At 65.0% G+C, this 22,604-nt stretch carries 21 protein-coding genes; 12 read left to right on the top strand and 9 right to left on the bottom strand.

Annotated elements, in window-relative coordinates; genetic code table 11:
- Positions 1-379 precede the first annotated feature (379 nt).
- Together FR728_RS18525 and FR728_RS18520 are read right to left on the bottom strand one after the other, a co-directional pair.
- Positions 380-1,108, bottom strand: a complete 729-nt coding sequence (locus tag FR728_RS18525; RefSeq protein WP_149894248.1) for a DUF1013 domain-containing protein — start codon at positions 1,106-1,108, stop codon at positions 380-382.
- Positions 1,109-1,316: 208 nt separating this feature from the next.
- Positions 1,317-2,321 carry an NAD(P)H-quinone oxidoreductase gene (locus FR728_RS18520; RefSeq protein WP_149894247.1) on the bottom strand — a complete coding sequence of 335 codons (1,005 nt, stop codon included), beginning with the start codon at positions 2,319-2,321 and terminating at the stop codon, positions 1,317-1,319.
- A 185-nt stretch (positions 2,322-2,506) separates the two neighbouring features.
- Here FR728_RS18520 and FR728_RS19385 point away from each other — a divergent pair, with 185 nt between their 5' ends.
- Both FR728_RS19385 and rcdA read left to right on the top strand, forming a co-directional pair.
- Entirely contained in the window at positions 2,507-2,704 is a 198-nt protein-coding gene (locus tag FR728_RS19385; RefSeq protein ID WP_188318958.1) for a DUF1192 domain-containing protein, read from the top strand.
- 532 nt (positions 2,705-3,236) lie between these two features.
- Positions 3,237-3,770, top strand: coding sequence for a protease adaptor protein RcdA (rcdA, locus tag FR728_RS18510; RefSeq protein ID WP_149894245.1), 534 nt, complete (start codon positions 3,237-3,239; stop codon positions 3,768-3,770).
- A 150-nt stretch (positions 3,771-3,920) separates the two neighbouring features.
- On the opposite strand, the gene FR728_RS18505 is transcribed toward rcdA, so the two are convergent.
- Positions 3,921-4,520 (bottom strand): hemerythrin domain-containing protein, encoded by a 600-nt coding sequence (locus tag FR728_RS18505; RefSeq protein WP_149894244.1) that lies wholly within the window; start codon positions 4,518-4,520, stop codon positions 3,921-3,923.
- Positions 4,521-4,658: 138 nt separating this feature from the next.
- Entirely contained in the window at positions 4,659-4,883 is a 225-nt protein-coding gene (gene rpmE, locus FR728_RS18500) for a 50S ribosomal protein L31 (RefSeq protein WP_149894243.1), read from the bottom strand.
- 222 nt (positions 4,884-5,105) lie between these two features.
- Between rpmE and FR728_RS18495 the strand changes: the two genes are divergently transcribed.
- Positions 5,106-6,902, top strand: a complete 1,797-nt coding sequence (locus FR728_RS18495; protein ID WP_149894242.1) for an ABC transporter transmembrane domain-containing protein — start codon at positions 5,106-5,108, stop codon at positions 6,900-6,902.
- Positions 6,903-7,129: 227 nt separating this feature from the next.
- Here FR728_RS18495 and FR728_RS18490 read toward each other — a convergent pair whose 3' ends face one another.
- From FR728_RS18490 to FR728_RS18480, 3 genes are all read right to left on the bottom strand, one after another.
- Positions 7,130-8,710: a sigma-54-dependent transcriptional regulator gene (locus FR728_RS18490; protein ID WP_149894241.1), complete on the bottom strand. Its 1,581-nt coding sequence runs from the start codon at positions 8,708-8,710 to the stop codon at positions 7,130-7,132.
- Between the two features lie 112 nt (positions 8,711-8,822).
- Positions 8,823-9,650: a DUF1206 domain-containing protein gene (locus FR728_RS18485; RefSeq protein ID WP_149894240.1), complete on the bottom strand. Its 828-nt coding sequence runs from the start codon at positions 9,648-9,650 to the stop codon at positions 8,823-8,825.
- A 12-nt stretch (positions 9,651-9,662) separates the two neighbouring features.
- Positions 9,663-10,373 (bottom strand): phosphatase PAP2 family protein, encoded by a 711-nt coding sequence (locus FR728_RS18480; RefSeq protein ID WP_149894239.1) that lies wholly within the window; start codon positions 10,371-10,373, stop codon positions 9,663-9,665.
- A 210-nt stretch (positions 10,374-10,583) separates the two neighbouring features.
- Here FR728_RS18480 and FR728_RS18475 point away from each other — a divergent pair, with 210 nt between their 5' ends.
- The 8 genes from FR728_RS18475 (at position 10,584) to FR728_RS18440 (ending at position 19,275) form a co-directional block, all read left to right on the top strand.
- On the top strand, positions 10,584-12,446 hold the full coding sequence (locus FR728_RS18475) for a M3 family oligoendopeptidase (RefSeq protein WP_149894238.1): 1,863 nt from the start codon (positions 10,584-10,586) through the stop codon (positions 12,444-12,446).
- A gap of 161 nt (positions 12,447-12,607) precedes the next feature.
- Positions 12,608-13,522 (top strand): heme-dependent oxidative N-demethylase family protein, encoded by a 915-nt coding sequence (locus FR728_RS18470; protein WP_149894237.1) that lies wholly within the window; start codon positions 12,608-12,610, stop codon positions 13,520-13,522.
- Positions 13,523-13,601: 79 nt separating this feature from the next.
- Positions 13,602-14,975 (top strand): ABC1 kinase family protein, encoded by a 1,374-nt coding sequence (locus tag FR728_RS18465; RefSeq protein WP_149894236.1) that lies wholly within the window; start codon positions 13,602-13,604, stop codon positions 14,973-14,975.
- Between the two features lie 122 nt (positions 14,976-15,097).
- Positions 15,098-15,379 carry an aa3-type cytochrome c oxidase subunit IV gene (locus tag FR728_RS18460; RefSeq protein ID WP_149894235.1) on the top strand — a complete coding sequence of 94 codons (282 nt, stop codon included), beginning with the start codon at positions 15,098-15,100 and terminating at the stop codon, positions 15,377-15,379.
- Between the two features lie 112 nt (positions 15,380-15,491).
- Positions 15,492-16,643, top strand: a complete 1,152-nt coding sequence (locus FR728_RS18455) for a Re/Si-specific NAD(P)(+) transhydrogenase subunit alpha (protein WP_149894234.1) — start codon at positions 15,492-15,494, stop codon at positions 16,641-16,643.
- Positions 16,640-17,101, top strand: a complete 462-nt coding sequence (locus FR728_RS18450; protein WP_149894233.1) for a proton-translocating transhydrogenase family protein — start codon at positions 16,640-16,642, stop codon at positions 17,099-17,101. Before FR728_RS18455 ends, FR728_RS18450 begins: the two co-directional genes overlap by 4 nt.
- A gap of 15 nt (positions 17,102-17,116) precedes the next feature.
- Positions 17,117-18,514, top strand: coding sequence for an NAD(P)(+) transhydrogenase (Re/Si-specific) subunit beta (locus tag FR728_RS18445; RefSeq protein WP_149894232.1), 1,398 nt, complete (start codon positions 17,117-17,119; stop codon positions 18,512-18,514).
- Positions 18,515-18,603: 89 nt separating this feature from the next.
- Positions 18,604-19,275, top strand: coding sequence for an RluA family pseudouridine synthase (locus FR728_RS18440; RefSeq protein WP_188318956.1), 672 nt, complete (start codon positions 18,604-18,606; stop codon positions 19,273-19,275).
- Positions 19,276-19,393: 118 nt separating this feature from the next.
- Here the strand turns inward: FR728_RS18440 and FR728_RS18435 are convergent, their stop codons facing one another.
- Positions 19,394-20,245: a tetratricopeptide repeat protein gene (locus FR728_RS18435; protein ID WP_149894231.1), complete on the bottom strand. Its 852-nt coding sequence runs from the start codon at positions 20,243-20,245 to the stop codon at positions 19,394-19,396.
- Positions 20,246-20,492: 247 nt separating this feature from the next.
- The gene (gene rpsU, locus FR728_RS18430) at positions 20,493-20,714 is read right to left on the bottom strand and encodes a 30S ribosomal protein S21 (protein WP_149894230.1); all 222 of its coding nucleotides are present in this window, start codon (positions 20,712-20,714) and stop codon (positions 20,493-20,495) included.
- A 366-nt stretch (positions 20,715-21,080) separates the two neighbouring features.
- Here rpsU and FR728_RS18425 point away from each other — a divergent pair, with 366 nt between their 5' ends.
- Entirely contained in the window at positions 21,081-22,481 is a 1,401-nt protein-coding gene (locus FR728_RS18425; RefSeq protein ID WP_208998920.1) for an MATE family efflux transporter, read from the top strand.
- The last annotated feature ends 123 nt before the right edge of the window (positions 22,482-22,604 follow it).

The following is a 22,604-nucleotide window of genomic DNA, read 5'->3' as shown; positions in this document are numbered from 1 at the left end:
TCGTCATCCTCAACGCAAGGATCAGGGACGACCTCGCTAAACAGAGTTGATGACGATGGAGGGGACTAAGCTTCCCAACGCCTGCGATCAAGACGGTGAGGACAGCGCAGTGCGAATGTCGGTCAGAATAGCACTCCCCCCGTCATGCTCGGGCTCGTCCCGAGCATCCAGCCCTTCGAAAACAAGTGCCCCTCTCGTCCGTCATGCCGCGACCTCTCCTCCCGTCCAGCGCTGAGGGAGGTCGAAGCGGCACGGCGAGGACGAAGGGACCCAACTCCGGCAATGACGGAGGAGCGAGCGCCTGCCATAGAACCTCGAGACACAAAAAAGGCCGCTGGATCCCAGCGGCCTTCTTCTCATCGCTTCAGGACGAGACAGCTCAGTCCTCGTCTTCGTCCAGATCCACTCCGGACTTGAGGGAATTAAGCTTCGCGAAGACCGCGTCGGCATCATATTCCTCTTCCTCGCGCTTGGCGGGGCGGGAGGTGTCGAAGGAGAAGGAGGCGGCTGCGGCCAGGGCTTCGTCGGAGGTGGTGTCCTCGACGGAGGCCAAGTGCTCCTGCGGATCCAGAACCAGCTGCGGGTTGGCCTTGGCGGCCTTTTCCACTTCCATGTCCAGCTCAAGCTGGCTGCACAGGCCCAGCGTCACCGGATCGGAGGCGGTCAGGTTCGCGGAATTCCAGTGGGTGCGCTCGCGGATGGCGGCAATGGTCGGCTTGGTGGTGCCGACCAGACGCATGATCTGCGTGTCCTTGAGTTCCGGATGGTTGCGCACAAGCCAGAGGATCGCGTTCGGACGGTCCTGACGGCGGGACACCGGCGTATAGCGCGGGCCCTTGCGCTTGGCTTCCGGCACCACGACCTTGGATCCCTGCAGGGAGAGCTGATGATTCGGGTTCTGCTGAGCCCGTTCCAGTTCCTCGCGGGAGAGCTGGCCGGTCAGGATCGGGTCGAGACCCTTGATGCCCTGAGCAGCTTCGCCATCGGCAATCGCCTTCACTTCCAGCGGGTGCAGCTTGCAGAAGTTGGCGATCTGCGTGAAGCTGAGCGCGGTATTGTCAACGAGCCAGACGGCGGTTGCCTTCGGCATGAGCGGCGTGTTCGCCATCGGTCAAAATCCTCCTGTCGGCTCCCTCGCCCGGCAAGGCGAAGAAGCAAGGGGTCCATTCAAAACTGAGTGGGAGATAAGCCGAATATATCGACAGGCGCAGGGAAAAGCAAATGGATCTGCACGGCAGGACCACGGCATTTTCAGCGCTCTGCCGCAAAGGCAGCCGGGCAGTCTCTCCGCCCGGCCGTGTGCTGCAAGGGCGCGCTCAGGACCCCACGGTCAGCATGATCTTGCCGATGTGACCGGAGCTTTCCATCCGGCGGTGGGCGTCGGCCACCTGCTCCAGCGGGAAGGTGGAATCGATCAGCGGCCGGATCGTCCCGACCTCGATCAGCGGCCACACCTTTTCCTCAAGGGCTGCGGCAATCGCCGCCTTGAAGGCCTTGTCCCGCGGCCGCAGGGTGGAGCCGGTATGGGTGAGGCGCTTCATCATCAGACGGGAGAAGTTCACCTCCTCGGACGTGCCATTCATGGTCGCGATCTGGCAGATCCGGCCTTCCACGGCCGCCACCTTCCAGTTCTTCTCCACGTAGTCGCCGCCGATCATGTCCAGAATGGCGTGAATGCCTTCCTTGTTGGTAATCTCCAGGAAGGTCTCGACGAAATCCTGCCGGTTGTAGTTCACCGCATGATCGGCCCCAAGCGCCTTCACCGCCTCCACCTTCTCGTCCGACCCCACCGTGGTGAAGACCGTGGCGCCGAAGGCCTTGGCAAGCTGGATCGCCGTGGTGCCGATGCCCGACGTTCCCCCGTGAACGAGGAAATTCTCCCCCGCCTTGAGACCGATGCGATCGAAGACATTGCTCCAGACGGTGAAGAAGGTTTCCGGCAGGGCCGCCGCCTCCACCATGGACAGACCTTTCGGCACCGGCAGGGCATGGCCTTCCTCGACCTTGCAATATTCCGCATAGCCGCCGCCGGGCACCAGCGCACAGACCTTGTCGCCGACCGCATAACGGGTCGCCGCCGTGCCGGTCGAGACGATTGTCCCGGCGACTTCCAGGCCCGGCAGATCTGAAGCATCCTTTGGCGGCGGGTAGAGCCCCATGCGCTGCATCACATCCGGCCGGTTCACCCCTGCCGCCTCGACCTTGATGAGGATCTCGGACCCGAGCGGCACGGGCACGTGGCGGCGCTCGGCGCCCAGCACATCGGGACCGCCGGGAGCGGTGATGGCCATGGCGGTCATTTTTTCGGGCAAGTCGGGCATGGGATCCTCCTGAATTCGGCCCTACATGTAAGCACCACGGGTCGGCGAGGCAAATGCATCCGCATCTCCGCAACCGGGTGATGGAACAGGTCTGCTCCTCCCCCGGCGACAGAGCGAAAGCCCAGCCGCAGGCCCTGATGCCGACCCCTGGGGTGAAGACGACGGACCGGAGAGGAGAGACAGTCATGCAGGAGGACGATCGGACCCCGGGAAGAGTTCCGCCGGGTGGCACCATTATCGTCGGACAGGAGCTTGCCGCCCTGTCGGAGCACGAGCTTGAAACGCGAATCGATGCCTTGCGCGCCGAGATCACACGGACGGAAGAAACCCTGCGTCAACGCAGGAGTGTTCGGGATGCAGCGGAAGCCTTCTTCAAGACGTGATCCGTAGAAATTCCAATAAATTTCACGACACCACCTGAAGACAGCAGAAAAATCGCGAGAAATTCCGTCACGGAATTCGCCGCTTCAGGATTCATTAAGCTTTACGGACGATAACCATACTTATCCAGAGAATCTGGATGTCGAGTGGCTCCTGTCCACTCTGTTTGACGCCTCCCTGTTAAAGACTCCGAGCCGCGACGCCGCGGCTCTTTTTTTTGTCCGCCCATGCCTGTAACACTGGACGGGCTGGAGCAAGGTCGAGCGCTTGACCGTTTCCCCGCGGGTGGTCACACCCCGGAAACAGACGTCCTCGGATGGCGCGGATCTTTCCAGGTCCTTCGGCATTTGCCGCAGGACCGGTCTCCCTGGAGGTCTGGCCCGCGCCGCGGCACCCGTCGATGGCACGCGGTTTGCAACATTCATGGGAAAGTCCCTCATCCGTTCCAGATCGGGACATCCGGCTCGCCGGAGGGTCGAAACGGAACAGACGTAACGTCGGACTGTCGAGTTAATTGTAGAAGGCGCCTGGACCATGACTGAAGATATCAGACCGATCACCGGAGACCTTGAAGCCGTACAGTTCGCCAACCGACTGGCCGCTTCCGAGACCTTCCACGGACTGTTTCAGGAGGGCATGAGCCTGGTCGAAGAGACCGCCATGTATCTCGATGGCGAAGGTCGAAGCGAATCCAAGGAGTTGTCCCGACCGGCCTCCCTTGCCTACGCCACCGAATCCATGCGCCTGACGACCCGCCTCATGCAGCTGGCCTCCTGGCTGCTGCTGCAGCGCGCGGTCAATGAAGGTGAAATGTCGAAGGAACAGGCGGGCAGCGAGAAGAATCGGGTGCGTCTCGACAAGCTCTCCAGCAGCACCGAAAGCGCCGCCTGGGACGAGCTTCCCGACACCCTGCGCGACCTGATCAGCCGCTCCATCCGCCTTCAGAAGCGCGTCGTGCACCTCGACAAGATGCTTTACACCGAAGAAGACCGGGCTGAGGCCGCGAACGGGAATCCCGTTGTGGCACAGCTCAACCAGCTACGTGCCGCTTTCGGACAGGCTGGCTGAGACCAAACGCTCCTCCGGCCGGACCTTCTGACCGGACGGCTGCTCGCGCAGCCTCGTTCCTGCAATTGACAGCACATCCTGCAAGGCCGCCTCGACCCCGTCGATGCGGCCTCTTTTTATGTTTTTCCGGTTTATGCTTATCCGGCAGGATCAGAGCGCGTCATAGACGCCGATTGCCTCGGCAAGCTCGGTCTCCTCATAGCGGAAATGCGAGCGCACGACCTTCAGCAGCGCCCGGAACGTGTCCCGGGTCGCGGCGAATTCGGCAGGCCCGGCCTGCGCGCCCAGCGCCAGGCTTGCCTCCGACAGACGCTCAAGCAGCTGATGCACCACCACATGCTCTGCCTGGAGACGTTCAATCACCGCCAGAAGGCCAGGCGCCGCGCGCGCACTGATGGCGGGAAACATATGCCGTTCCTCGATCGTGTGGTGCATGGTCAGCACATAGCACTGACGTCCGCAGAGCGTACCGAACTGCCTGTAGTTGCGTTCCAGCGTCAGGCTGTCCACCGCGGCACTCACGGCCCCGGCAGAGGCGTCTCCGCGCTCCACGGCGCTCAGGAGGCCCTCCAGGGCATCAAGCTCGGCCAGATAGGCCGCATGGATCGCCGCAAGCTGACGCCCGGCCGCCCGATCCTGCTCCGTCGCCCCCGGAATCGCAGGGGCGGAAGGGCGCGTCGCCTCGTCGAGACCAATCGTCATCACCACCCCTTGCGGGCCGGGGCGTTCGGTCGAAGGCAGATCCGTCATGTGGGTTTCCCTTGAGTGTCCTCCCCCGAGACCTAGGGCAGGCGCGCCGGAAGGACACCTTCTCGATCGACCGGAAACGAAAAAACCCGGCCACAAGGACCGGGTCTTTCTGAAACAGAACGCAAGGCGTCGGGCGGATTAGGCGCCCAGGAAGCCGGCGTACTTGTTCTTGAAGCGGGACACGCGGCCGCCGCGGTCCATCAGCTGACGGTCGCCACCGGTCCATGCCGGGTGGGAGGTCGGGTCGATGTCCAGGGTCAGGGTGTCACCTTCCGAACCGTAGGTCGAACGGGTGAAGTATTCGGTACCATCGGTCATGACAACCTTGATGGAGTGGTAATCGGGATGAATATCCGCTTTCATGGCCGGTCCTTTCCAGCACCTTCCACGGGCCCGCCACGCGAAACTCGTTCTCCAGGTGCAAACGAAACAAAGGGGCCACCGATCCACGCAGTGGGATGCAGCCCCGGAAACATGAGGCGGTCGTATAACCCATCGCGACGAGGGTGACAAGACCCGCAATCCGATTCCTCGAGCGCAATTTTGGGCTTGGTTTTTGCGCTGCTCTCCCCCAACTGTTGACCCATGACCGCGACCGACCAAGCTCCAGCTTCCCAGCCCCGTTCCCGAGCCAATCTTGCCCCTCTGGCGCGGCTCCTTCCCTTCCTCGCCCGCTACCGTCTGATGGTTGCCGGCGCGCTCCTGGCCCTCGTCTCTGCGGCAGGCGCCACACTGGCCCTGCCGGCCGCGATCCGCCAGATGATCGACCGGGGGTTCGACGGGTCCAACCCGGAGCTCATCCGTCCCTATTTCCTGCTCATGATCGCGGTGGTGCTCGCCCTCGCGGTGGCCAGCGCCCTGCGCTACTTCCTGGTCATGTGGATTGGCGAGCGGGTGGTGGCCGACCTGCGGCGCGCCGCCTTCGATCATGTGGTCGCCCTCGACCCCGGCTTCTATGACAGCGCGCGTTCGGGCGAGATTCTCTCGCGCCTGACCGCCGACACCACCCAGATCAAGTCCGCCTTCGGCGCCAGCGCCTCCATCGCCATGCGCAACCTGATCATGAGCCTTGGCGCCATGAGCATGATGGTCATCACCAGCCCGCACCTGTCGCTGATCGTGCTGGCTGCCATCCCGCTCATCATCGTTCCGCTTATCGTCTTCGCCCGCAAGGTGCGCCAGCGTTCGCGTGCGGCCCAGGACACCCTGGCCGGGGCCATGGCCTATGCCAGCGAGGTGCTGACCAACATCCGCAGCCTGCAGGCCTTCACCCACGAGCCCCACGCCAGCCGTCGTTTCGGCACGGATGTGGAGGCAAGCTTCGCCGCCGCCCGGCGCATGACCGCCACCCGGGCCCTGCTCACGGCGCTCGCCATCCTGATCATCGGCTGCAGCGTGGTCGCGGTCCTGTGGATCGGCGCCAACCGGGTGCTCTCGGGCACCATGACCGGCGGCGAGCTGGGGCAGTTCCTGCTCTATTCCGTGCTGGCCGCCAGCGCGCTCGCGGGACTGTCCGAGGTCTGGGGGGAGCTCTCCCTGGCGGCAGGTGCGGCCGAACGCCTTTCCGACCTTCTCGCCATCCGCCCGGCGATCCGGGCCCCGGCCGCTCCCGAGACCCTCGGGTCGGAGCCGGTGGAAGAGATCACCTTCGACCGGGTCTCCTTCGCCTATGATCTTCCCGACGCCCTGCCGGCGGTGGAGGACATCACCCTCTCCATCCGGGCCGGCGAGACGGTTGCCCTGGTCGGCCCCTCGGGGGCGGGCAAGTCCACCCTCTTCCATCTGCTGCTGCGGTTCTATGACCCAACGTCCGGCACCTTGCGCCTCAACGGTCATGCGCTGGACCGGCTGGATCCGGCCGAGCTGCGGCACCGCATCGCGCTTGTGCCCCAGGACACGGCGATCTTTGCCGCCAGCATTGCCGAGAACATCGCCTTCTCGCGTCCTGAGGCCACCCGCGCGGAGATCGAGGCCGCCGCCCGTGCCGCATCGGCCCATGAGTTCATCGCCCGCATGCCTGACGGCTATGACACGGCGGTGGGCGAACGCGGCATCACCCTGTCGGGCGGCCAGAAGCAGCGCATCGCGATTGCCCGCGCCATTCTCAAGGATGCTCCGATCCTGCTCCTCGACGAGGCGACCTCGGCCCTCGATGCGGAAAGCGAACGCGCCGTGCAGGCCGCGCTGGAAGAGCTGATGCAGGGCCGCACCACGCTGGTGATCGCCCATCGCCTCGCCACCGTGCTGAAGGCCGACCGGATCGTCGTGCTCGAGCGTGGCCGCATCGTCGAACAGGGCACCCACGCCGAACTCACCGCCCGCGGCGGCCTCTACGCCCGCCTGGCGAAACTCCAGTTCGACCTGGCCCAGCTGGAGGCCTAGGCGCACGCTGCCAGACCGGATGGTCGGGTCAGACCAGGCATGACGCTACGCTGAGAGCTCGCATCCTCGTCACCCCTGCGAAGGCAGGGGTCCAGTAACCGATAGCGGTCGCGTCTCTTCCGACAAGGCCCGTTGGTGAGCACTGGATGCTCGGGTCAAGCCCGAGCAGGACGATGGAGAGGAAAGAAGGCCGCGGCGCCCCTCCGCCACCATTGCACCGCATCCCGTCAGGCGGCGTCTTCCTTGCCGTTGGGGGTGCCCTCGTCCAGACCGTAGTCCTTGAGCTTGCGGTAGAGGGTGGAGCGGCCGATGCCGAGGCGCTTGGCGACTTCGGTCATGCGGCCCGAATAATGGTCTATGGCGAGCCGGATCAGCTCCTCCTCCATCGCCTCGAGCTTGCGCACGTGCCCCTCGTTGTCGAGAGACCGCATGAAGCCGAAGGGCGCCGCGTGGCGGAAGGCATCCGGGCTTGGCGGCGGCGGCGTATAGGCCGGCGCCGGTGTGGCGGCAGCCGGCACAGACGTGGTCTCGCGCACCTCCGGCAGGGGATCCGTGCGCATCACCGGCTCGGACGGGGCCGCATGCGGCAGGCTGTGGCTCGGCACAATCTTGTCCACCGAGGCCGCGACCTGGGGGAAGTCATCCACCGTGAGGGCCGGACCGTCACAGAGCACCACCGCGCGGAAGACCGTGTTCTCAAGCTGGCGGATGTTGCCCGGCCAGCGATAGGACTGGAGCAGGTCCAGCGCATCCGGCGCGATGCCGGAGACCTGCGGCTTGCCCTCTTCGGCGGCAAAGCGCGTGAGGAAGTGCCGCGTCAGAACCGGAATATCCTCCAGACGGTCGCGCAGCGGCGGGATCCAGATCGGGAAGACATTGAGACGATAATAGAGATCCTCGCGGAAGACCCCTTCCTTCACCTGGTCGACCAGTCGGCGGTTGGTGGCCGAAATCAGGCGGAAATCCACCTTCACCGGACGGCGGGCGCCGATCGGATCGATCTCGCCCTCCTGCAGGGCGCGCAGCAGCTTCACCTGCACGTCGGAGGGCAGCTCGCCCACCTCGTCCAAGAAGAGCGTGCCGCCATGGGCCTCCTGGAACTTGCCGACATGCTTGTCGACAGCCCCGGTGAAGGCCCCCTTCTCGTGACCGAAGAGAATGGACTCGACCAGATTGTCGGGGATAGCCCCGCAGTTGACTGTGACCAGCGGCCGGGACTTGCGCTCGCTCGATCCCTGGATGGCGCTGGCAATCAGCTCCTTGCCGACGCCGCTTTCCCCTTCGATGAGGATCGGAATGTTGGAAGACGCCGCGCGGCGGCCCAGGTTGATCACTCGCTCCATGGCGGGCGACCGGGTGATGATGTCGTCGAAGGTCAGCGTGCCGGAGGCCTGCTTGCGGAAACGGGTGATTTCCCCTTCCAGCGCCGAGACCTTGAGCAGGTTGCGGATCGACACGTCGAGCCGTTCGGCGCCCACGGGCTTCACGACGAAGTCCTGCGCGCCCGCATTCATGGCGGTGACGACAGCGTCGATGCCGCCATGAGCCGTCTGGACGATCACCGGCGTCCCGATCTTGCGCCGGCGCAATTCGGTCAGCACGCCGATCCCGTCGAGCTCGGGCATCACCATGTCGAGAATGATGAGATCGATGTCGGCAGCTTCCGGCCCGGTCATCACGGCCACGGCTTCGGCACCGTTCTCGGCAACCTTGGACCGGTGCCCGAACTTCTTCACCGCCTCCTGCAGAAGCCGGCGCTGGATCGGGTCGTCGTCAACAATGAGGATCTTGCCAATGGGAGACTGCATGGCCGCGCTGTCCCGTCCCTTTTCTGTCTCAATTCGGGCCAGTGTGGTCTGGAACGGGTAAACAAATCCTCCAGAGCGCTGCAGAAACTTGCAAGGCTGCCCGGATCCGAGGTCAGGATCCGAAGTCCGGCGTCTCGATGCGCCGCCAGCGGGCCTCGGCGAGAGAATAGAGCGCGAAGGCACCGAGCCCCAGCCCCACCCCTGCAAGAATGCCTGCGCCATAGGGCAGATCCTGAAAATAGGACAGGGCGTCCTTCAGTCCCGGGTTGGGGCCTTCGCTGTCCTCGCCCTGCAGGTCGAAGAAGCGCAGCACGAGCAGCCAGCTCAGGGTGGCGAAGATCAGGCCGCGCGCGGAAAGGCCGACGATGGAGACCTTGCGGATGATCTGCATCTTGCTCTCGTCCGCCTTGAAGTATTTTTCGTAAGTTCCGGCAAAGGCCTTCCACCAGTGAGCGATGGCCACCCCGGCGAAGATTGCGGCCAGTGCAAGGTTCAACGTGTCGAGAGAAAAGATGCCGTTGAGCGCGCTCACCACGGCCTTGCCGGATCCCCCTTCCTCGCCGCCGCCGGAGAGCCGCACGGAAAAGAGAAGCGAGGCCGCATAAAGCGCCAGCGTGCTGTAGGAAAAGGCCGAGACAAGCAGGGCGAGGCGGATGAAGATCCCCTTCACCCCGTTGCCGAGGCCATCCGGATCGAAGATCGCCTGAATAAGCCGCCAGAACACATAGCCCGCCAACCCGACCACAAGCAGCCCCACGAGCACCGAGCCGAAGGGCTGTTCCAGCAGCGTGCGCACAGCCCCTTTGCTGCCCGTATGACTGGCCGCGCGGAAGGCCGCCAGGAAGGTCAGGGTTCCGAGCACGAGATAGACGACACCGCGTGCCGCATAGCCCATGCGGGCGGCGACGGCGATCCAGTGGGGCCAGGCATGTGCGGGCATTCGGCGTTCTCCTCAGATCCGGGACGTGCCGAGATCGGTTTCGCGGTCCGCCCTGCCGGTGCGGCGGGACAGATAATCGGCAGCAAGCCAGCAGATCCCGGCCCAGGCAGTGCCCAGACACCAGCCGGCAAAAACATCACTCGGCCAGTGAACGCCGAGATAGACCCGGCTCGTGCCCACCAGAAACGCCAGCGCGACCGCGCAGGCCATCAGATAGCGCCGGGCCCAGGGCCGATCGACGAAGCGGGCGGCGACGGCGGCCAGCGTCAGATAGGCCATGGCGGAAATCAGCGCATGGCCACTGGGAAAGCTGTAGGTGAATGTGCGGTCCATATGCTCGACCACATCGGGGCGCGGGCGCTCGAACAGCATCTTGAAGACTGTGGAGACAAGCGACCCGCCCGAAATGGCCAGCACGATGAAGACCGCCGCCAGGATGCGCTGATAGAGCGCAAGAAACCCGACGACGACCAGCGAGAGCAACAGAATGAACGTGTAGCTGCCGAGCGTGGTGATCTCGCCCGCCGCCTCCTCGAACCAGGCCGGACCCCAGGCATCTGCCAGATCATCGGGATTGCGGAACCATTCCAGCACCGCCTGATCCAGCCCCGCGATGTGATGGGTCTCCACCAGCCAGACGTCCAGCAGGAAGAAGGCGATCGCGACGATCACGATGGCGAGGACCCTGCGGGTGGAGGCGGAGGTTGAGACGGCATAGGACATGGAGGGACAACGGCGAGACCCGCAACCGGTTCCTCCCGGCCAAAGCCCCCGCGTGTCTTGCTGCGCCGGCGACCCGACACCTGCCAGAGCGAAAGGTGCGGTCTGGGCAAAAGACAGCGCGACGTCTTGCGCGCGCGGCCAAACCCTTTACATCCTTGGACACACGCCCGCGCGGCTCTCAAACACCGCTCAAAGATCGAGGTGATCTCCATGATCCACGACGCCCGTCCCTCCGCTCGAACGCTCCTTCGCGCCCCCGCAACCGCGTCCGCCGCAACGTCGGCGGATCTGGGGCCGCTGCCGGAGTGGAACCTGAGCGATCTCTACGCCGGTCTGGATGCGCCGGAGGTGGCTGCCGACCTCAAGGCGGGCATCGAGAAATCCCGCGACTTCGAACAGACCTACAAGGGCAAGCTCGTCGACTTCGCCAGGAATGACCCGGACGCCCTGCTCGGCGCGATCAAGGACTACGAGGCGCTGGAGGATCTGCTCGGCAAGCTGATCTCCTTCGCAGGCCTGGCCTATGCCGGCGCGACCACCGATCCGAAGGTGCAGAAGTTCTATGGCGACGTGCAGGAACAGATCACGGTGGCAAGCTCGCACCTGCTGTTCTTCACCCTCGAGATGAACCGGATCGAGGACGCGGACCTGACCGCCGCGCTGAACCATGAAGGCCTCGCCCATTACCGGCCCTGGCTGGAAGACCTGCGCAAGGACAAGCCCTATCAGCTGGAAGACCGGGTCGAGCAGCTCTTCCACGAGAAGTCGATGACCAGTCGCGGCGCCTGGAACCGGCTCTTCGACGAGACCATGGCCTCCCTGCGCTTCGAGGTGGAAGGCGCGGCGGAGCCGCTGCCGCTGGAGCCGACCCTGAACCTGCTGCAGGATGCGGATCCCGACAAGCGCGCCCGCGGTGCCGCTGCCCTGACGAAGACCTTTTCCGGCAACCTGTCGCTCTTCACGCTGATCACCAACACGCTGGCCAAGGACAAGGAAATCTCCGACCGCTGGCGCAATTTCACCGACATCGCCGACAGTCGCCACCTGGCCAACCGGGTGGAGCGCGAGGTGGTGGATGCCCTGGTCGCCGCCGTGCGCGACGCCTATCCGCGCCTGTCCCACCGCTACTACGCCATGAAGGCGAAGTGGCTCGGCATGGAGAAGATGAATTTCTGGGACCGCAATGCGCCCCTGCCCAAGTCCGATGCCCGGCCCATTCCCTGGGCGGAGGCCAAGGACATCGTGCTCACCGCCTATGCCGGCTTCTCCCCCGACATGGCGGAAATCGCTGGCCGCTTCTTCGAGCGCAACTGGATCGACGCCCCGGCCCGCGCCGGCAAGGCGCCGGGCGCCTTTGCCCACCCGACCGTGCCCAGCGCCCACCCCTACGTGCTGGTCAATTATCTCGGCAAGACCCGTGACGTGATGACCCTGGCCCATGAACTGGGCCACGGCGTGCATCAGGTGCTGGCCGGGGAAAATGGCCCGCTGATGGCCCCCACCCCCCTGACCCTGGCAGAGACCGCCAGCGTCTTCGGCGAGATGCTCACCTTCCAGTCCCTGCTGGCCAAGGCCGAGACCCCGCGCCAGCGCAAGATCATGCTCGCCTCCAAGGTCGAGGACATGATCAACACGGTGGTGCGCCAGATCGCCTTCTACACCTTCGAGCGCAAGGTCCATTCCGAACGCCGCGAAGGGGAGCTGACCTCGGAGCGCCTCGGCGAACTCTGGATGGACGTGCAGCGGGAAAGCCTGGGCCCGGCCATCGAGCTGAACGAGGGTTACGAGACCTTCTGGACGTACATCCCCCACTTCATCCACTCGCCCTTCTACGTCTATGCCTATGCCTTCGGCGACTGCCTGGTGAACTCGCTCTACGCGGTCTATCAGGATGCCGAAGAAGGCTTCCAGGCCAAGTATTTCGACCTGCTGCGCGCCGGAGGCACGAAGCATCATTCCGAGCTTCTGGCCCCCTTCGGCCTCGACGCAAGCAATCCGGACTTCTGGAAGAAGGGTCTCTCGGTCATCGAGGGGCTGATCGACGAACTGGAAGCCCTGAAAGACGCGGAGTGAAGATGACGCGCACCTGAAGATGGCGCGGGCTTTGCCGGCCCGTGGTCTTCATCGCGAACGGCAAAGGGGCTGGCCTCAGACATTCTGTGGCTGGCCCCTTTCGTTGCAGGCGCCGCACGCGGAAAGTGGATCACCTGCCCTCCTCCGGCGAGCCTCCACCCATGACCGTGCCCCCTTCACGCCCCCTCCCGCCCTTCCTGCACACGCCCTATGACGGGTCGAAGCAGCCGTTTTCCGTCGGGCTCGAACCGATCACGCCGGAGACATGGCTTGAAGCGGACGGGCATTTCGTCCGGGACGTCGCCTACAAGAAGCGCCTGCTCGCCGACCGGCGGGACAAGGTCTTCCAGGCCCTGCCGGACACCCTTGCGGCCCAGACGGAAGCCCGCGACCTGATCCTCGCCCATCTCGCCGGGCGGCCGGAAGCCTTTGCGGATGCCCCGGTCACGTCGGACCCCGACGACGCGCCGCTGATCCAGGCCGCGCGCCGGGTGCAGGAGGATCTGGTGCTGATGCGCAAGGGACCGGATGGCTATCTTCTGGCCGCCGCCTGCCTCTGCTTTCCCTCGTCCTGGTCGCTGCTGGAGAAATTCGGCAAGTCGATGCACGACATCCATGTGAACGTGCCCGACTTCAACGGCGCGCGCATGGGAAATGTCGTCGCGCGAATCTTCGACAATCTCCGGCCCGAGCAGCTCGTCGCCCGCTACAACTGGTCCATCTATGACGATGACGACCTGCACCATCCGCAGCCCAAGCAGATCGACCCGCAGCTGACCGGAGACGGCGCGCCCAGCCTGATCGGTCTGCATGTGCGCGTGGAGCGCCAGACCCTGCGCCGACTGCCGGAAAGTGGCGACATCCTCTTCACCATCAAGGTGCACCACGACCCCCTGCCCCTGCTGGAGCAGCACCCCAATGGCCCGGTCTGGGCTGCGAGCCTGCGCGAGCAGCTGCTCGGCCTGACGCCGCAGCAGGCCGCCTACAAGGGCCTGACCCATCATCGGCCCGCTCTTGCCGAAGCCCTGGAGGCCATTGCCCGTCGCGCGGTCCACCCGGACGCGGCTGCGACCTGACGCCTCGCCCGCGCGGGCTGGCTTTTCCTGCGGATCGGCCTAAATCAGCAAGGCAGGTCAACCGCAGATGGACAAGGCGATGGCACAGGACAGGGAAGGCAACCGGCTGAGCGCACGGGTCGGACGCTATGCGAAGGTCGGCACCGGCATGGGCGGCATTGCCGCCAAGATGGCCGGATCGAAGCTCCTCGGCCTCGACCTCAATTCTGCCCGCAGTGCCCAGGACATCGCCGATGCCCTTGGCGGCCTGAAGGGCCCGCTGATGAAGGTGGCCCAGCTTCTGGCCACCGTGCCGGACCTGCTGCCGCCTGAATATGCGGCGGAGCTGGCCCGTCTCCAGTCCAATGCGCCGCCCATGGGCTGGGCCTTCGTCAAGCGCCGCATGCGGGCCGAGCTCGGGCCCGAGTGGCAGTCCCGCTTCGCCAGCTTCGAGCATGACCCCTCGGCGGCCGCGTCCCTCGGCCAGGTTCACCGGGCCGTGACGCCCGATGGCCGTGCGGTCGCCTGCAAGCTGCAATATCCGGACATGGCCTCGGCGGTGGAAGCCGACCTCACCCAGCTGCAATGGCTGGTGTCTCTCCATCGCCGCATCCAGAACGCCATCGACAGCCGCGAGATCGCCAAGGAGATCGCCGCCCGCGTCCGCGAAGAACTCGACTACACCCGCGAGGCGGCGAATATGAGCGTCTACCGCACGATGCTGGCCCACCGCGACGACATCCGCGTGCCCGACACCGTGGCCGACCTTTCGACCGGACGCCTGCTCACCATGGGCTGGCTGGAGGGCACACCCATCCTGAACTTCCGCGACCACCCGCAGGAGGAGCGCAACCGGCTGGCCGAGGTCATGTTCCACGCCTGGTGGCACCCCTTCTCCCACTACGGCCTGATCCACGGCGACCCGCATCTGGGCAACTACACCGTCTACACCGACGAGACGGGCCGCGAGCCGCTGGGTCTCAACCTGCTGGACTATGGCTGCATCCGCATCTTCCCTGAACACTTCGTGGCCGGCGTGGTAGACCTCTACAAGGGCCTGCTGGAAGGCGACGAGGCCCGGGTGGTCCATGCCTATGAGAGCTGGGGCTACAAGGGGCTGACCCGTGCCACCATCGACGTGCTGAACATCTGGGCCCGCTTCATCTACGGCCCCCTGCTGACCGACCGGGTGCGCCCGATTGCCGAAGGCGTCAGCGCCGCGGAATACGGCCGCAAGGAAGCCTTCCAGGTGCACAAGGGCCTGAAGGAACTGGGGCCGGTGACCGTGCCGCAGGAATTCGTCTTCATGGACCGTGCGGCAATTGGTCTCGGTTCGGTATTCCTGCATCTGCGGGCCGAATTGAACTTCTACCGTCTGTTCAACGAGCAGATCGAGAGTTTCAGCGCCGAGACCGTCGCTTCCCGGCAGGAAGAGCTGCTGAAACGGAGTGCGCACCCCGCGCTCGCGGCCTGACTTTAGGAAACGCATTCAAGGCAACGGTACGGAACACGCAGGCCACACCAAATGGTGCATTGCCGCAAGCGGCACCTTTATTGTAAGAATTTCATCAGACTCGGTTTTCAAGGGGGGAATACATGTCTGACAACTCGGCGCCGGCAATGGACTACGCTGCCCACGAGCGGACCTACGAAGGTTTCATCAATTTCTCCAAGGTCGGCACCATTTCCGTGCTGACCATCGTGCTGTGCCTGGTGCTCTTCGCCTTCGGCGGCACCGTGGCCCATGTGTTCGGCTGGCTCATGCTCATCGCCATGATGATCACCGCTGCCATCGGCGCAGCCATCGGCGAAAAGGGCTGGATCCCGCCTGCAGGCGTTTTCGTCCTGACCGGCATTCTGGCCATTCTGACGGTTTGACGGCCTGACCGTCATCTGACCGGGGCACGTCCGTCGGGCGGACGGATGTGCTTGGGCCCGGCTCGGCCTGAGCCGCACCGGTGCCTTTCGGACCATTCAAGGGGGAGTATTCATGAAGATCGCAGTGCCGCGTGAAACCGCGGCATCGGAAACGCGTGTCGCCGCGACGCCCGACACCGTCAAGCGCCTCGTCGGCCTTGGCGCAAAGGTTGTCGTTGAGAAGGACGCGGGCAAGTCAGCCCAGATTCCCGATGCCGATTACATCACAGCCGGAGCCGAACTCGGCGACACCCGCGCCGCCACCCTGGCGGATGCGGATGTCGTGCTGACCGTTCGCCGCCCCGCCGCAGATGCGGTGGCGGAAATGAAATCCGGCGCATTGCTGATCGGTGCGATGGATCCTTACGGCAACGAAGCCGACCTTGCCGTGATCGGCAAGCAGGGTGTTGCCGCCTTCGCCATGGAATTCATGCCGCGCATCACCCGCGCCCAGAGCATGGACATCCTGTCCTCTCAGGCGAACCTCGCCGGCTATCAGGCCGTCATCGAAGGCGCCGCCAACTATGGCCGCGCCCTGCCGATGATGATGACCGCAGCCGGCACCGTGCCGGCCGCCCGCGTCTTCGTGATGGGCGCCGGTGTCGCCGGTCTTCAGGCGATTGCAACGGCACGCCGTCTCGGCGCCGTGGTGACCGCCACCGACGTGCGCCCGGCTGCCAAGGAACAGGTCGAATCGCTCGGCGCCAAGTTCATCGCCGTCGAGGATGACGAGTTCCGTCAGGCCGAGACCGCCGGTGGCTATGCCAAGGAAATGTCGGCCGAGTACCGCAAGAAGCAGGCGGAACTCGTCGCGGCCCACATTGCCAAGCAGGACATCGTCATCACCACCGCCCTGATCCCGGGCCGTCCGGCGCCGAAGCTGGTGGACAAGGACATGCTGGCCTCCATGAAGCCCGGCTCCGTCCTGGTCGATCTGGCGGCCGAGCGCGGTGGCAACGTGGAAGGCACCAAGGCCGGGAAGATCGCCACCGTCGGCGGCGTGAAGATCGTCGGCTACGACAACATGGCCGGCCGCATTCCGGCCTCCGCCTCGGCCCTTTACGCCAAGAACCTGGTGACCTTCCTGGAAACCATGATCGACAAGGAAACCAAGGCCCTCGCCCCGAACTGGGACGACGAACTGGTGAAGGCAACCTGCCTGACCCGGGATGGCGCCGTGGTGCATCCGGCCTTCGCGGCCGCCAAGCCGGAGGGTGAGGCATGAGTGAAATGACCCAGGCAGAAGCCCTCGAACGGGCCCGCGCCGCCGTGCAGGCCGCAGGAGACGCCGCAGAAGGCGCCCGTCAGGCCTCCGACACGGCCCTCGGCTACCTCGATCAGGTCGCCGGCGTTGCCCTTCAGGCCGGAGAAGCCGTCGGGGGTGTCGCGCCCTTCGTCTATCTCTTCTCCGTCTTCGTCATGGCGATCTTCGTCGGCTATTACGTGGTCTGGTCGGTCACCCCGGCCCTGCACACGCCTCTCATGGCCGTGACCAACGCCATCTCGTCGGTGATCATCGTCGGCGCCCTTCTGGCCGTCGGCGTCAGCCTGACCTCCGGTGACGGCGCGATCTGGGCGAAGGTCTTCGGCTTCATCGCCCTTGTACTTGCCAGCGTGAACATTTTCGGGGGCTTCATGGTCACCAGTCGCATGCTCGCCATGTACAAGAAAAAGCAGCGATAAGGGGAGAACCGTACCATGTCTGCAAATGTGACGGCCCTTCTCTACCTTGTCTCCGCCGTGCTCTTCATCATGGCGCTGAGAGGCCTTTCCAGCCCGGAAACCTCGCGCAAGGGCAACCTCTACGGCATGGTCGGCATGACCATCGCCGTGATCACCACCCTCGTGGCAGGCCATGTCAGCTTCGGCGCCATCGTGCTCATCGTCCTCGGCCTCGCCATCGGCGGCGGCATCGGCGCGATGATCGCCAAGCGCATTCCGATGACCGCCATGCCCCAGCTCGTGGCTGCCTTCCACTCGCTGGTGGGTCTGGCTGCGGTCTTCGTGGCGGCCAGCGCGCTTTATGCGCCCACCGCCTTCGGCATCGGTGAACCCGGGCACATCCATGCCCAGGCTCTGGTGGAAGCCTCCCTTGGCGCCGCCATCGGTGCCATCACCTTCACCGGTTCGGTCATCGCCTTCCTGAAGCTCGACGGGCGCATGTCCGGCAAGCCGATCCTGCTGCCCGGCCGCCATGCGATCAACCTCGGCCTTGCCGTGCTGCTCGTGCTGCTGGTCGTCGGTCTGGTCTCCACGGAAAGCGCCTTCCTGTTCTGGCTGGTGGTTCTGGTCGCCTTCGTCTTCGGCGTCCTGATCATCGTGCCGATCGGCGGCGCCGACATGCCCGTGGTGGTCTCCATGCTCAACTCCTATTCGGGTTGGGCGGCCGCCGGCATCGGCTTCACCCTGGGCAACATGGCGCTCATCATCACCGGGGCCCTCGTCGGCTCTTCGGGGGCGATCCTGTCCTACATCATGTGCAAGGGCATGAACCGCTCCTTTATCTCGGTGATCCTGGGCGGCTTCGGCGGCGAAACCTCGAGCGGCGGCGCAGCCGGCGGCGAGGACGACCGACCCGTCAAGCAGGGCGCAGCCGAAGATGCCGCCTTCATCATGAAGAACGCGTCCAAGGTCATCATCGTCCCGGGCTACGGCATGGCTGTTGCCCAGGCCCAGCACGCCCTGCGCGAGCTGGCGGATTCGCTCAAGGCCGAAGGGGTGGAAGTCAAATACGCCATCCATCCGGTCGCCGGCCGCATGCCCGGTCACATGAACGTTCTGCTGGCCGAAGCCAACGTGCCCTATGACGAGGTCTTCGAGCTGGAGGACATCAACTCCGAGTTCGCCCAGGCGGACGTGGTCTATGTCATCGGCGCCAACGACGTGACCAACCCGGCCGCCCGTGACGATCCGCAGTCGCCGATCTACGGCATGCCGATCCTCGACGTGGACAAGGCCGGCACGGTGCTCTTCGTCAAGCGCGGCATGGGCTCCGGCTATGCCGGCATCCAGAACGAGCTGTTCTTCCTGGACCGCACGATGATGCTCTTCGGCGACGCCAAGAAGATGACCGAGGACATCGTCAAGGCCCTGTGATCCTCGCAGATCACGTGACTGACCCCTGAAAAAGGCGCGGGAGCTCTCCCGCGCCTTTTGTTTTTTCCCACCTGCGCTATAAGCGGCCCATGAGCGACCAGACCCCCGACGAACCCTTTGTCTATGACCCGCCGATGGACCCGCTGAAGGTCCTGTTTGCCGATGACGACCTGCTCGTGATCGACAAGCCGGAAGGGCTGCTCAGCGTTCCCGGACGGCCCGAGGCCCACAAGGACAGCGTCGCCACCCGCGCCCAGGCGCTCTATCCGGGCGCGCGCATCGTCCACCGGCTCGATCTGGACACGTCCGGCGTCATGGTTCTCGCCATGAACCCGGAAGCGCACCGGCATCTCGGCCTGCAGTTCGAGCGGCGCCACACCAAGAAGACCTATATCGCGCGGGTCTGGGGCCTGATCGAAGCCGAGAGCGGCGACATCGACCTGCCCATGCGGGTCGACTGGCCAAACCGTCCGCGCCAGATGATCTGTTTCGAGGAAGGGCGCCCCGCTCAGACCCACTGGCAGGTGCTGAAGCGCGAAGACACCATCACCCGCGTCGAGCTCAATCCGAAGACCGGGCGCTCCCATCAGCTGCGGGTGCACATGCTCTCCATCGGCCATCCGATCATCGGCGACCGGCTCTACGCCCATGAAGAGGCGCTGAAAGCCGCACCGCGCCTCAATCTCCACGCCGAGAAACTGTCGGTCCGCCATCCGGTCGGCGGCGCCTGGATGCGCTTCAAGGCCCCCTGCCCGTTCTGACGCAGGACGGCCTGCCACATCTCCCCACGCAAAGGAAAAGGGCGCCAGCGGTAACCGCTCGCGCCCCTTTGAAATTTTGTGCGGTGAAAAGCCCGTCCCCTGGCCGCAAGGCCCTGGATCAGGCCTTGCCGCCCCGGTCGATCCGGCTCAGGCCCTCGCGCGCCAGATCGTTGCGCGGATCCAGCACCATGGCCTTCTGATAGTTGCGCCGTGCATCGGGGATCTTGCCCTGAAGCTCCAGCGCCACGCCCCGGTTGGCCCAGGCCACGGCGGAATTCTTGTCCAGGTTCAGCGCCACGGTCAGATCGTCGAGCGCGGCGGCCGAATCATTCACCGCCAGATAGGAAATGCCCCGCGCCACATAGGGTTCGGACGCATTGGGGTTCAGGCCGATGGCGGTCGCGAAGTCCTCGATAGCCCGCAGATGCTGGGTCTGCGCCTGATAGATCAGGCCACGGTTGTAGAAGGCCCGCGCATTGGACGAGTTCTGGGAAATGACCCGGTTGAAATCGGCCAGCGCCGGGCCGTTCTGGCCGAGGCTGCGATAGGTGTTGCCGCGACCGACGAGCGCGATCTCGTAATCCGGCTTCAGATTGAGCGCGCGGTTGTAATCGGCCAGCGCCGCATCGGTCTGGTTCAGACGACGATAGACCAGCGCCCGGTTGGCATAGGTCTGATACGAAGTTGGGTCGAGGGTCAGCGCCGCGTTGAAGTCGGCAACCGCCTCATCCAGCTTGCCGGCCTGGCCATAGGCCACGCCACGGGTCGTGTAGGCGGACGCATCACGCGGATTCGCCTCGATCACCGCCGACAGGCTGTCGATGTTCTCGGACGATCCCGCCGCCGGATCCACCGGCACGCCATCATAGACGCCGGCCCCGGTCTGGCACCCGGCCAGCACCAGCAGAGCGGCAAGGGCGAGCCCAGCGCGCATCTTCGAGAATTTCCGGTTGTCCTGCCGATCGATCATGTCCGCAAACTGCCTCGCCTGTCTGCCTGGTCTGTCAGGGAATGTCTTGCTGGCCGCCGCATGCAGCAGGCCGGAAGACACATGTCTCACCTTGTGGCTAGTCAACACCACAGGGGATTGCAAGCACGAAGAGCCGGCTGACGGATCAGCCGGCTCCCGAAAAATTGGAAGGAACGGGCTCCGGACCATCCCCTTGCGGTCGGATGGAGGGCCTTCCTGTCCGTGTGTCGTGTGGCGCTTGAGCGTCTCAGCGACGGCCGGAGGTCATCAGACCTTCGCGCTGAGCTCGCTTGCGGGCCAGCTTGCGGGCGCGACGGATGGCTTCAGCCTTCTCGCGAGCCTTCTTGACCGACGGCTTTTCGAAGTGGCCGCGCAGCTTCAGTTCGCGGAAGACGCCTTCACGCTGCAATTTTTTCTTCAGCGCCCGAAGCGCCTGATCGACGTTGTTGTCGCGAACCAGAACCTGCACGCGTCTTATCCCGTTCTGTGACGGCAGCGGAACTCCGCGCCGTATACGATTTGGCAAAGAAGGATGGGGGCCGATAATCTGGGTTCGGAACCCTCGTCCCATCGTGGGCGCGGTCTTAGCAGAAGCCGAAACACTTGTCCACAGCCAAAGGCGCGGCTCCCGAGGCAAGATGCACATTCCTTTTTCAGGGGCCTGAACAACCGCTGAGCGCCGTTTCCGGCGGCTCCGATCCACCTCGCGACAGAGCCCCGCCCCACCTGCTGGACGCAAGGGGAAATCCCGGTTAGACGATCCTCGGGCTCAAGGCCCGCGTGTTCAGAACACCCACCCTGATCGACACCAGCGACCAACCCTTGGGAGTTCCCCGTGGCCCGCCCCGCATCCCCCGCCTCTTCGCCCCTCGCCACCCTGCGCAGCTGGTGGGCGAGCGACATCGGCCCGACCCTATCTCTCGGGCTGCCGCTTGCCGGCGCCCAGCTCCTTCAGATGGCGATCAACACCACCGACGTGCTGATGATCGGCCGCCTTGGCGCGGAAAAGCTCGCGGCCTCGGTGCTCGCCTTCAACATGTTCACGGTGCTCTGGTTCTTCGGCCTAGGCCTGATCCAGGCTGTCGTCCCGCTTGGGGCCAACGCCCGCGGGCGCCGCGACACCCGCGCCTTCCGGCGCATCATCCGCATGGGCTTCTGGATCGCCTGCCTCTACTGCATCCCCGCCTGGAGCGTGATGTTCTTTGCACAGGACATCCTGCTGCTGCTCGGACAGGAGCCGAAGATCGCAGCCCTGGCCGGCGACTACATGATCGCGCTCCAGTGGAGCCTGCTGCCGGCGCTGATGATCCTCGCCCTGCGCGGCTTCCTGACCGTGATGGAAAAGTCGAAGATCGTGCTTCTGGCCACGTTCTGCGGCGCGCTGGTCAATGCGCTCTTCGATTATCTGCTGATCTTCGGCGCCTTCGGCTTCCCGCGCCTGGAACTCGCCGGCGCGGGCATCGCCTCGGCCTTCTCCACCGCCGCAACGATGGTCGTCCTGCTGCTCTACGCCACCCGCGAGCGGCGCCTGAAGCGTTATGCCATTCTCGGCCGCATCTGGCGCTCCGACTGGGCGACGCTGGCGCAGATCCTGAAGGTCGGCCTGCCCATCGCCATCGCCATCGTGGCCGAAGGCGGGCTCTTTGCCGCCTCCTCCATTCTGGTCGGCTGGAATGGCGCCATCCAGCTTGCCGCCCATGGCATCGCCCTGCAGATCACCTCCATCACCTTCATGATCCCCCTCGGCCTGAGCCAGGCGACCCTGACCCGCGTGGGTCTGGCTGCCGGCCGCGGGGACCGGGACGCGGTGCGCCGCGCCGGATGGACCGCCCTGGTCGTCGCCCTCTTCGTCATGTTCTGCTCGGCGCTGGTGTTCTGGACCCTGCCGGAAACCCTGATTTCCATCTATCTGGATTTCGACAACCCGCAGTCGGCCGAAGTGCTGGGCTTCGCGGTATCGTTCCTGGCCGTGGCCGCTCTCTTCCAGATCGTCGACGGCGCCCAGGTCATCGGCATCAACAACCTGCGCGGACTGGGAGACATCAACGTCCCCCTGATCTACACGCTGATCGGCTACTGGGTCGTCGGTATCACGCTCTCCGTCACCCTCGGCATTCATGCCGGCTGGGGCGGCGTCGGGGTGTGGAGCGGACTGGCCGGAGGCCTCGCCTTCGTCGGCCTGCTGACCAACGTGCGCTTCGCCCGAAGGGAACAGCTGGGGCTGATGAAAGGCTGACGCGCCCGGCCCGGGATCTCAGAGCCAGGGAACGCTCTTGTCCGGCATGTGAGACAGGGAGCAAAGGGGGGCGCCGACCCCGGATCGTCAGGCTTCGCCTTCGTCCGGGGTGACAACGGTGGG

Source organism: Roseibium aestuarii (genome assembly GCF_008477545.1).
Classification (GTDB): Bacteria; Pseudomonadota; Alphaproteobacteria; order Rhizobiales; family Stappiaceae; genus Roseibium; species Roseibium aestuarii.
The sequence above is the reverse complement of the archived record's forward strand: the minus strand, read 5'-3'. Positions and strand labels throughout refer to the sequence as shown.

What these genes read in the sequence shown, in the direction of transcription:
- FR728_RS18485 (WP_149894240.1), bottom strand. Translation starts at nt 9,650, where the DNA reads ATGCCCGCACATGCCTGGCCCCACTGGATCGCCGTCGCCGCCCGCATG.
- FR728_RS18445 (WP_149894232.1), top strand. Translation starts at nt 17,117, where the DNA reads ATGTCTGCAAATGTGACGGCCCTTCTCTACCTTGTCTCCGCCGTGCTC.
- FR728_RS18480 (WP_149894239.1), bottom strand. Translation starts at nt 10,373, where the DNA reads ATGTCCTATGCCGTCTCAACCTCCGCCTCCACCCGCAGGGTCCTCGCC.
- FR728_RS18455 (WP_149894234.1), top strand. Translation starts at nt 15,492, where the DNA reads ATGAAGATCGCAGTGCCGCGTGAAACCGCGGCATCGGAAACGCGTGTC.
- FR728_RS18465 (WP_149894236.1), top strand. Translation starts at nt 13,602, where the DNA reads ATGGCACAGGACAGGGAAGGCAACCGGCTGAGCGCACGGGTCGGACGC.
- FR728_RS18495 (WP_149894242.1), top strand. Translation starts at nt 5,106, where the DNA reads ATGACCGCGACCGACCAAGCTCCAGCTTCCCAGCCCCGTTCCCGAGCC.
- FR728_RS18460 (WP_149894235.1), top strand. Translation starts at nt 15,098, where the DNA reads ATGTCTGACAACTCGGCGCCGGCAATGGACTACGCTGCCCACGAGCGG.
- FR728_RS18520 (WP_149894247.1), bottom strand. Translation starts at nt 2,321, where the DNA reads ATGCCCGACTTGCCCGAAAAAATGACCGCCATGGCCATCACCGCTCCC.
- FR728_RS18440 (WP_188318956.1), top strand. Translation starts at nt 18,604, where the DNA reads ATGAGCGACCAGACCCCCGACGAACCCTTTGTCTATGACCCGCCGATG.
- FR728_RS18435 (WP_149894231.1), bottom strand. Translation starts at nt 20,245, where the DNA reads ATGATCGATCGGCAGGACAACCGGAAATTCTCGAAGATGCGCGCTGGG.
- FR728_RS18525 (WP_149894248.1), bottom strand. Translation starts at nt 1,108, where the DNA reads ATGGCGAACACGCCGCTCATGCCGAAGGCAACCGCCGTCTGGCTCGTT.
- FR728_RS18490 (WP_149894241.1), bottom strand. Translation starts at nt 8,710, where the DNA reads ATGCAGTCTCCCATTGGCAAGATCCTCATTGTTGACGACGACCCGATC.
- FR728_RS19385 (WP_188318958.1), top strand. Translation starts at nt 2,507, where the DNA reads ATGCAGGAGGACGATCGGACCCCGGGAAGAGTTCCGCCGGGTGGCACC.
- FR728_RS18505 (WP_149894244.1), bottom strand. Translation starts at nt 4,520, where the DNA reads ATGACGGATCTGCCTTCGACCGAACGCCCCGGCCCGCAAGGGGTGGTG.
- FR728_RS18450 (WP_149894233.1), top strand. Translation starts at nt 16,640, where the DNA reads ATGAGTGAAATGACCCAGGCAGAAGCCCTCGAACGGGCCCGCGCCGCC.
- FR728_RS18470 (WP_149894237.1), top strand. Translation starts at nt 12,608, where the DNA reads ATGACCGTGCCCCCTTCACGCCCCCTCCCGCCCTTCCTGCACACGCCC.
- rpmE (WP_149894243.1), bottom strand. Translation starts at nt 4,883, where the DNA reads ATGAAAGCGGATATTCATCCCGATTACCACTCCATCAAGGTTGTCATG.
- FR728_RS18475 (WP_149894238.1), top strand. Translation starts at nt 10,584, where the DNA reads ATGATCCACGACGCCCGTCCCTCCGCTCGAACGCTCCTTCGCGCCCCC.
- rcdA (WP_149894245.1), top strand. Translation starts at nt 3,237, where the DNA reads ATGACTGAAGATATCAGACCGATCACCGGAGACCTTGAAGCCGTACAG.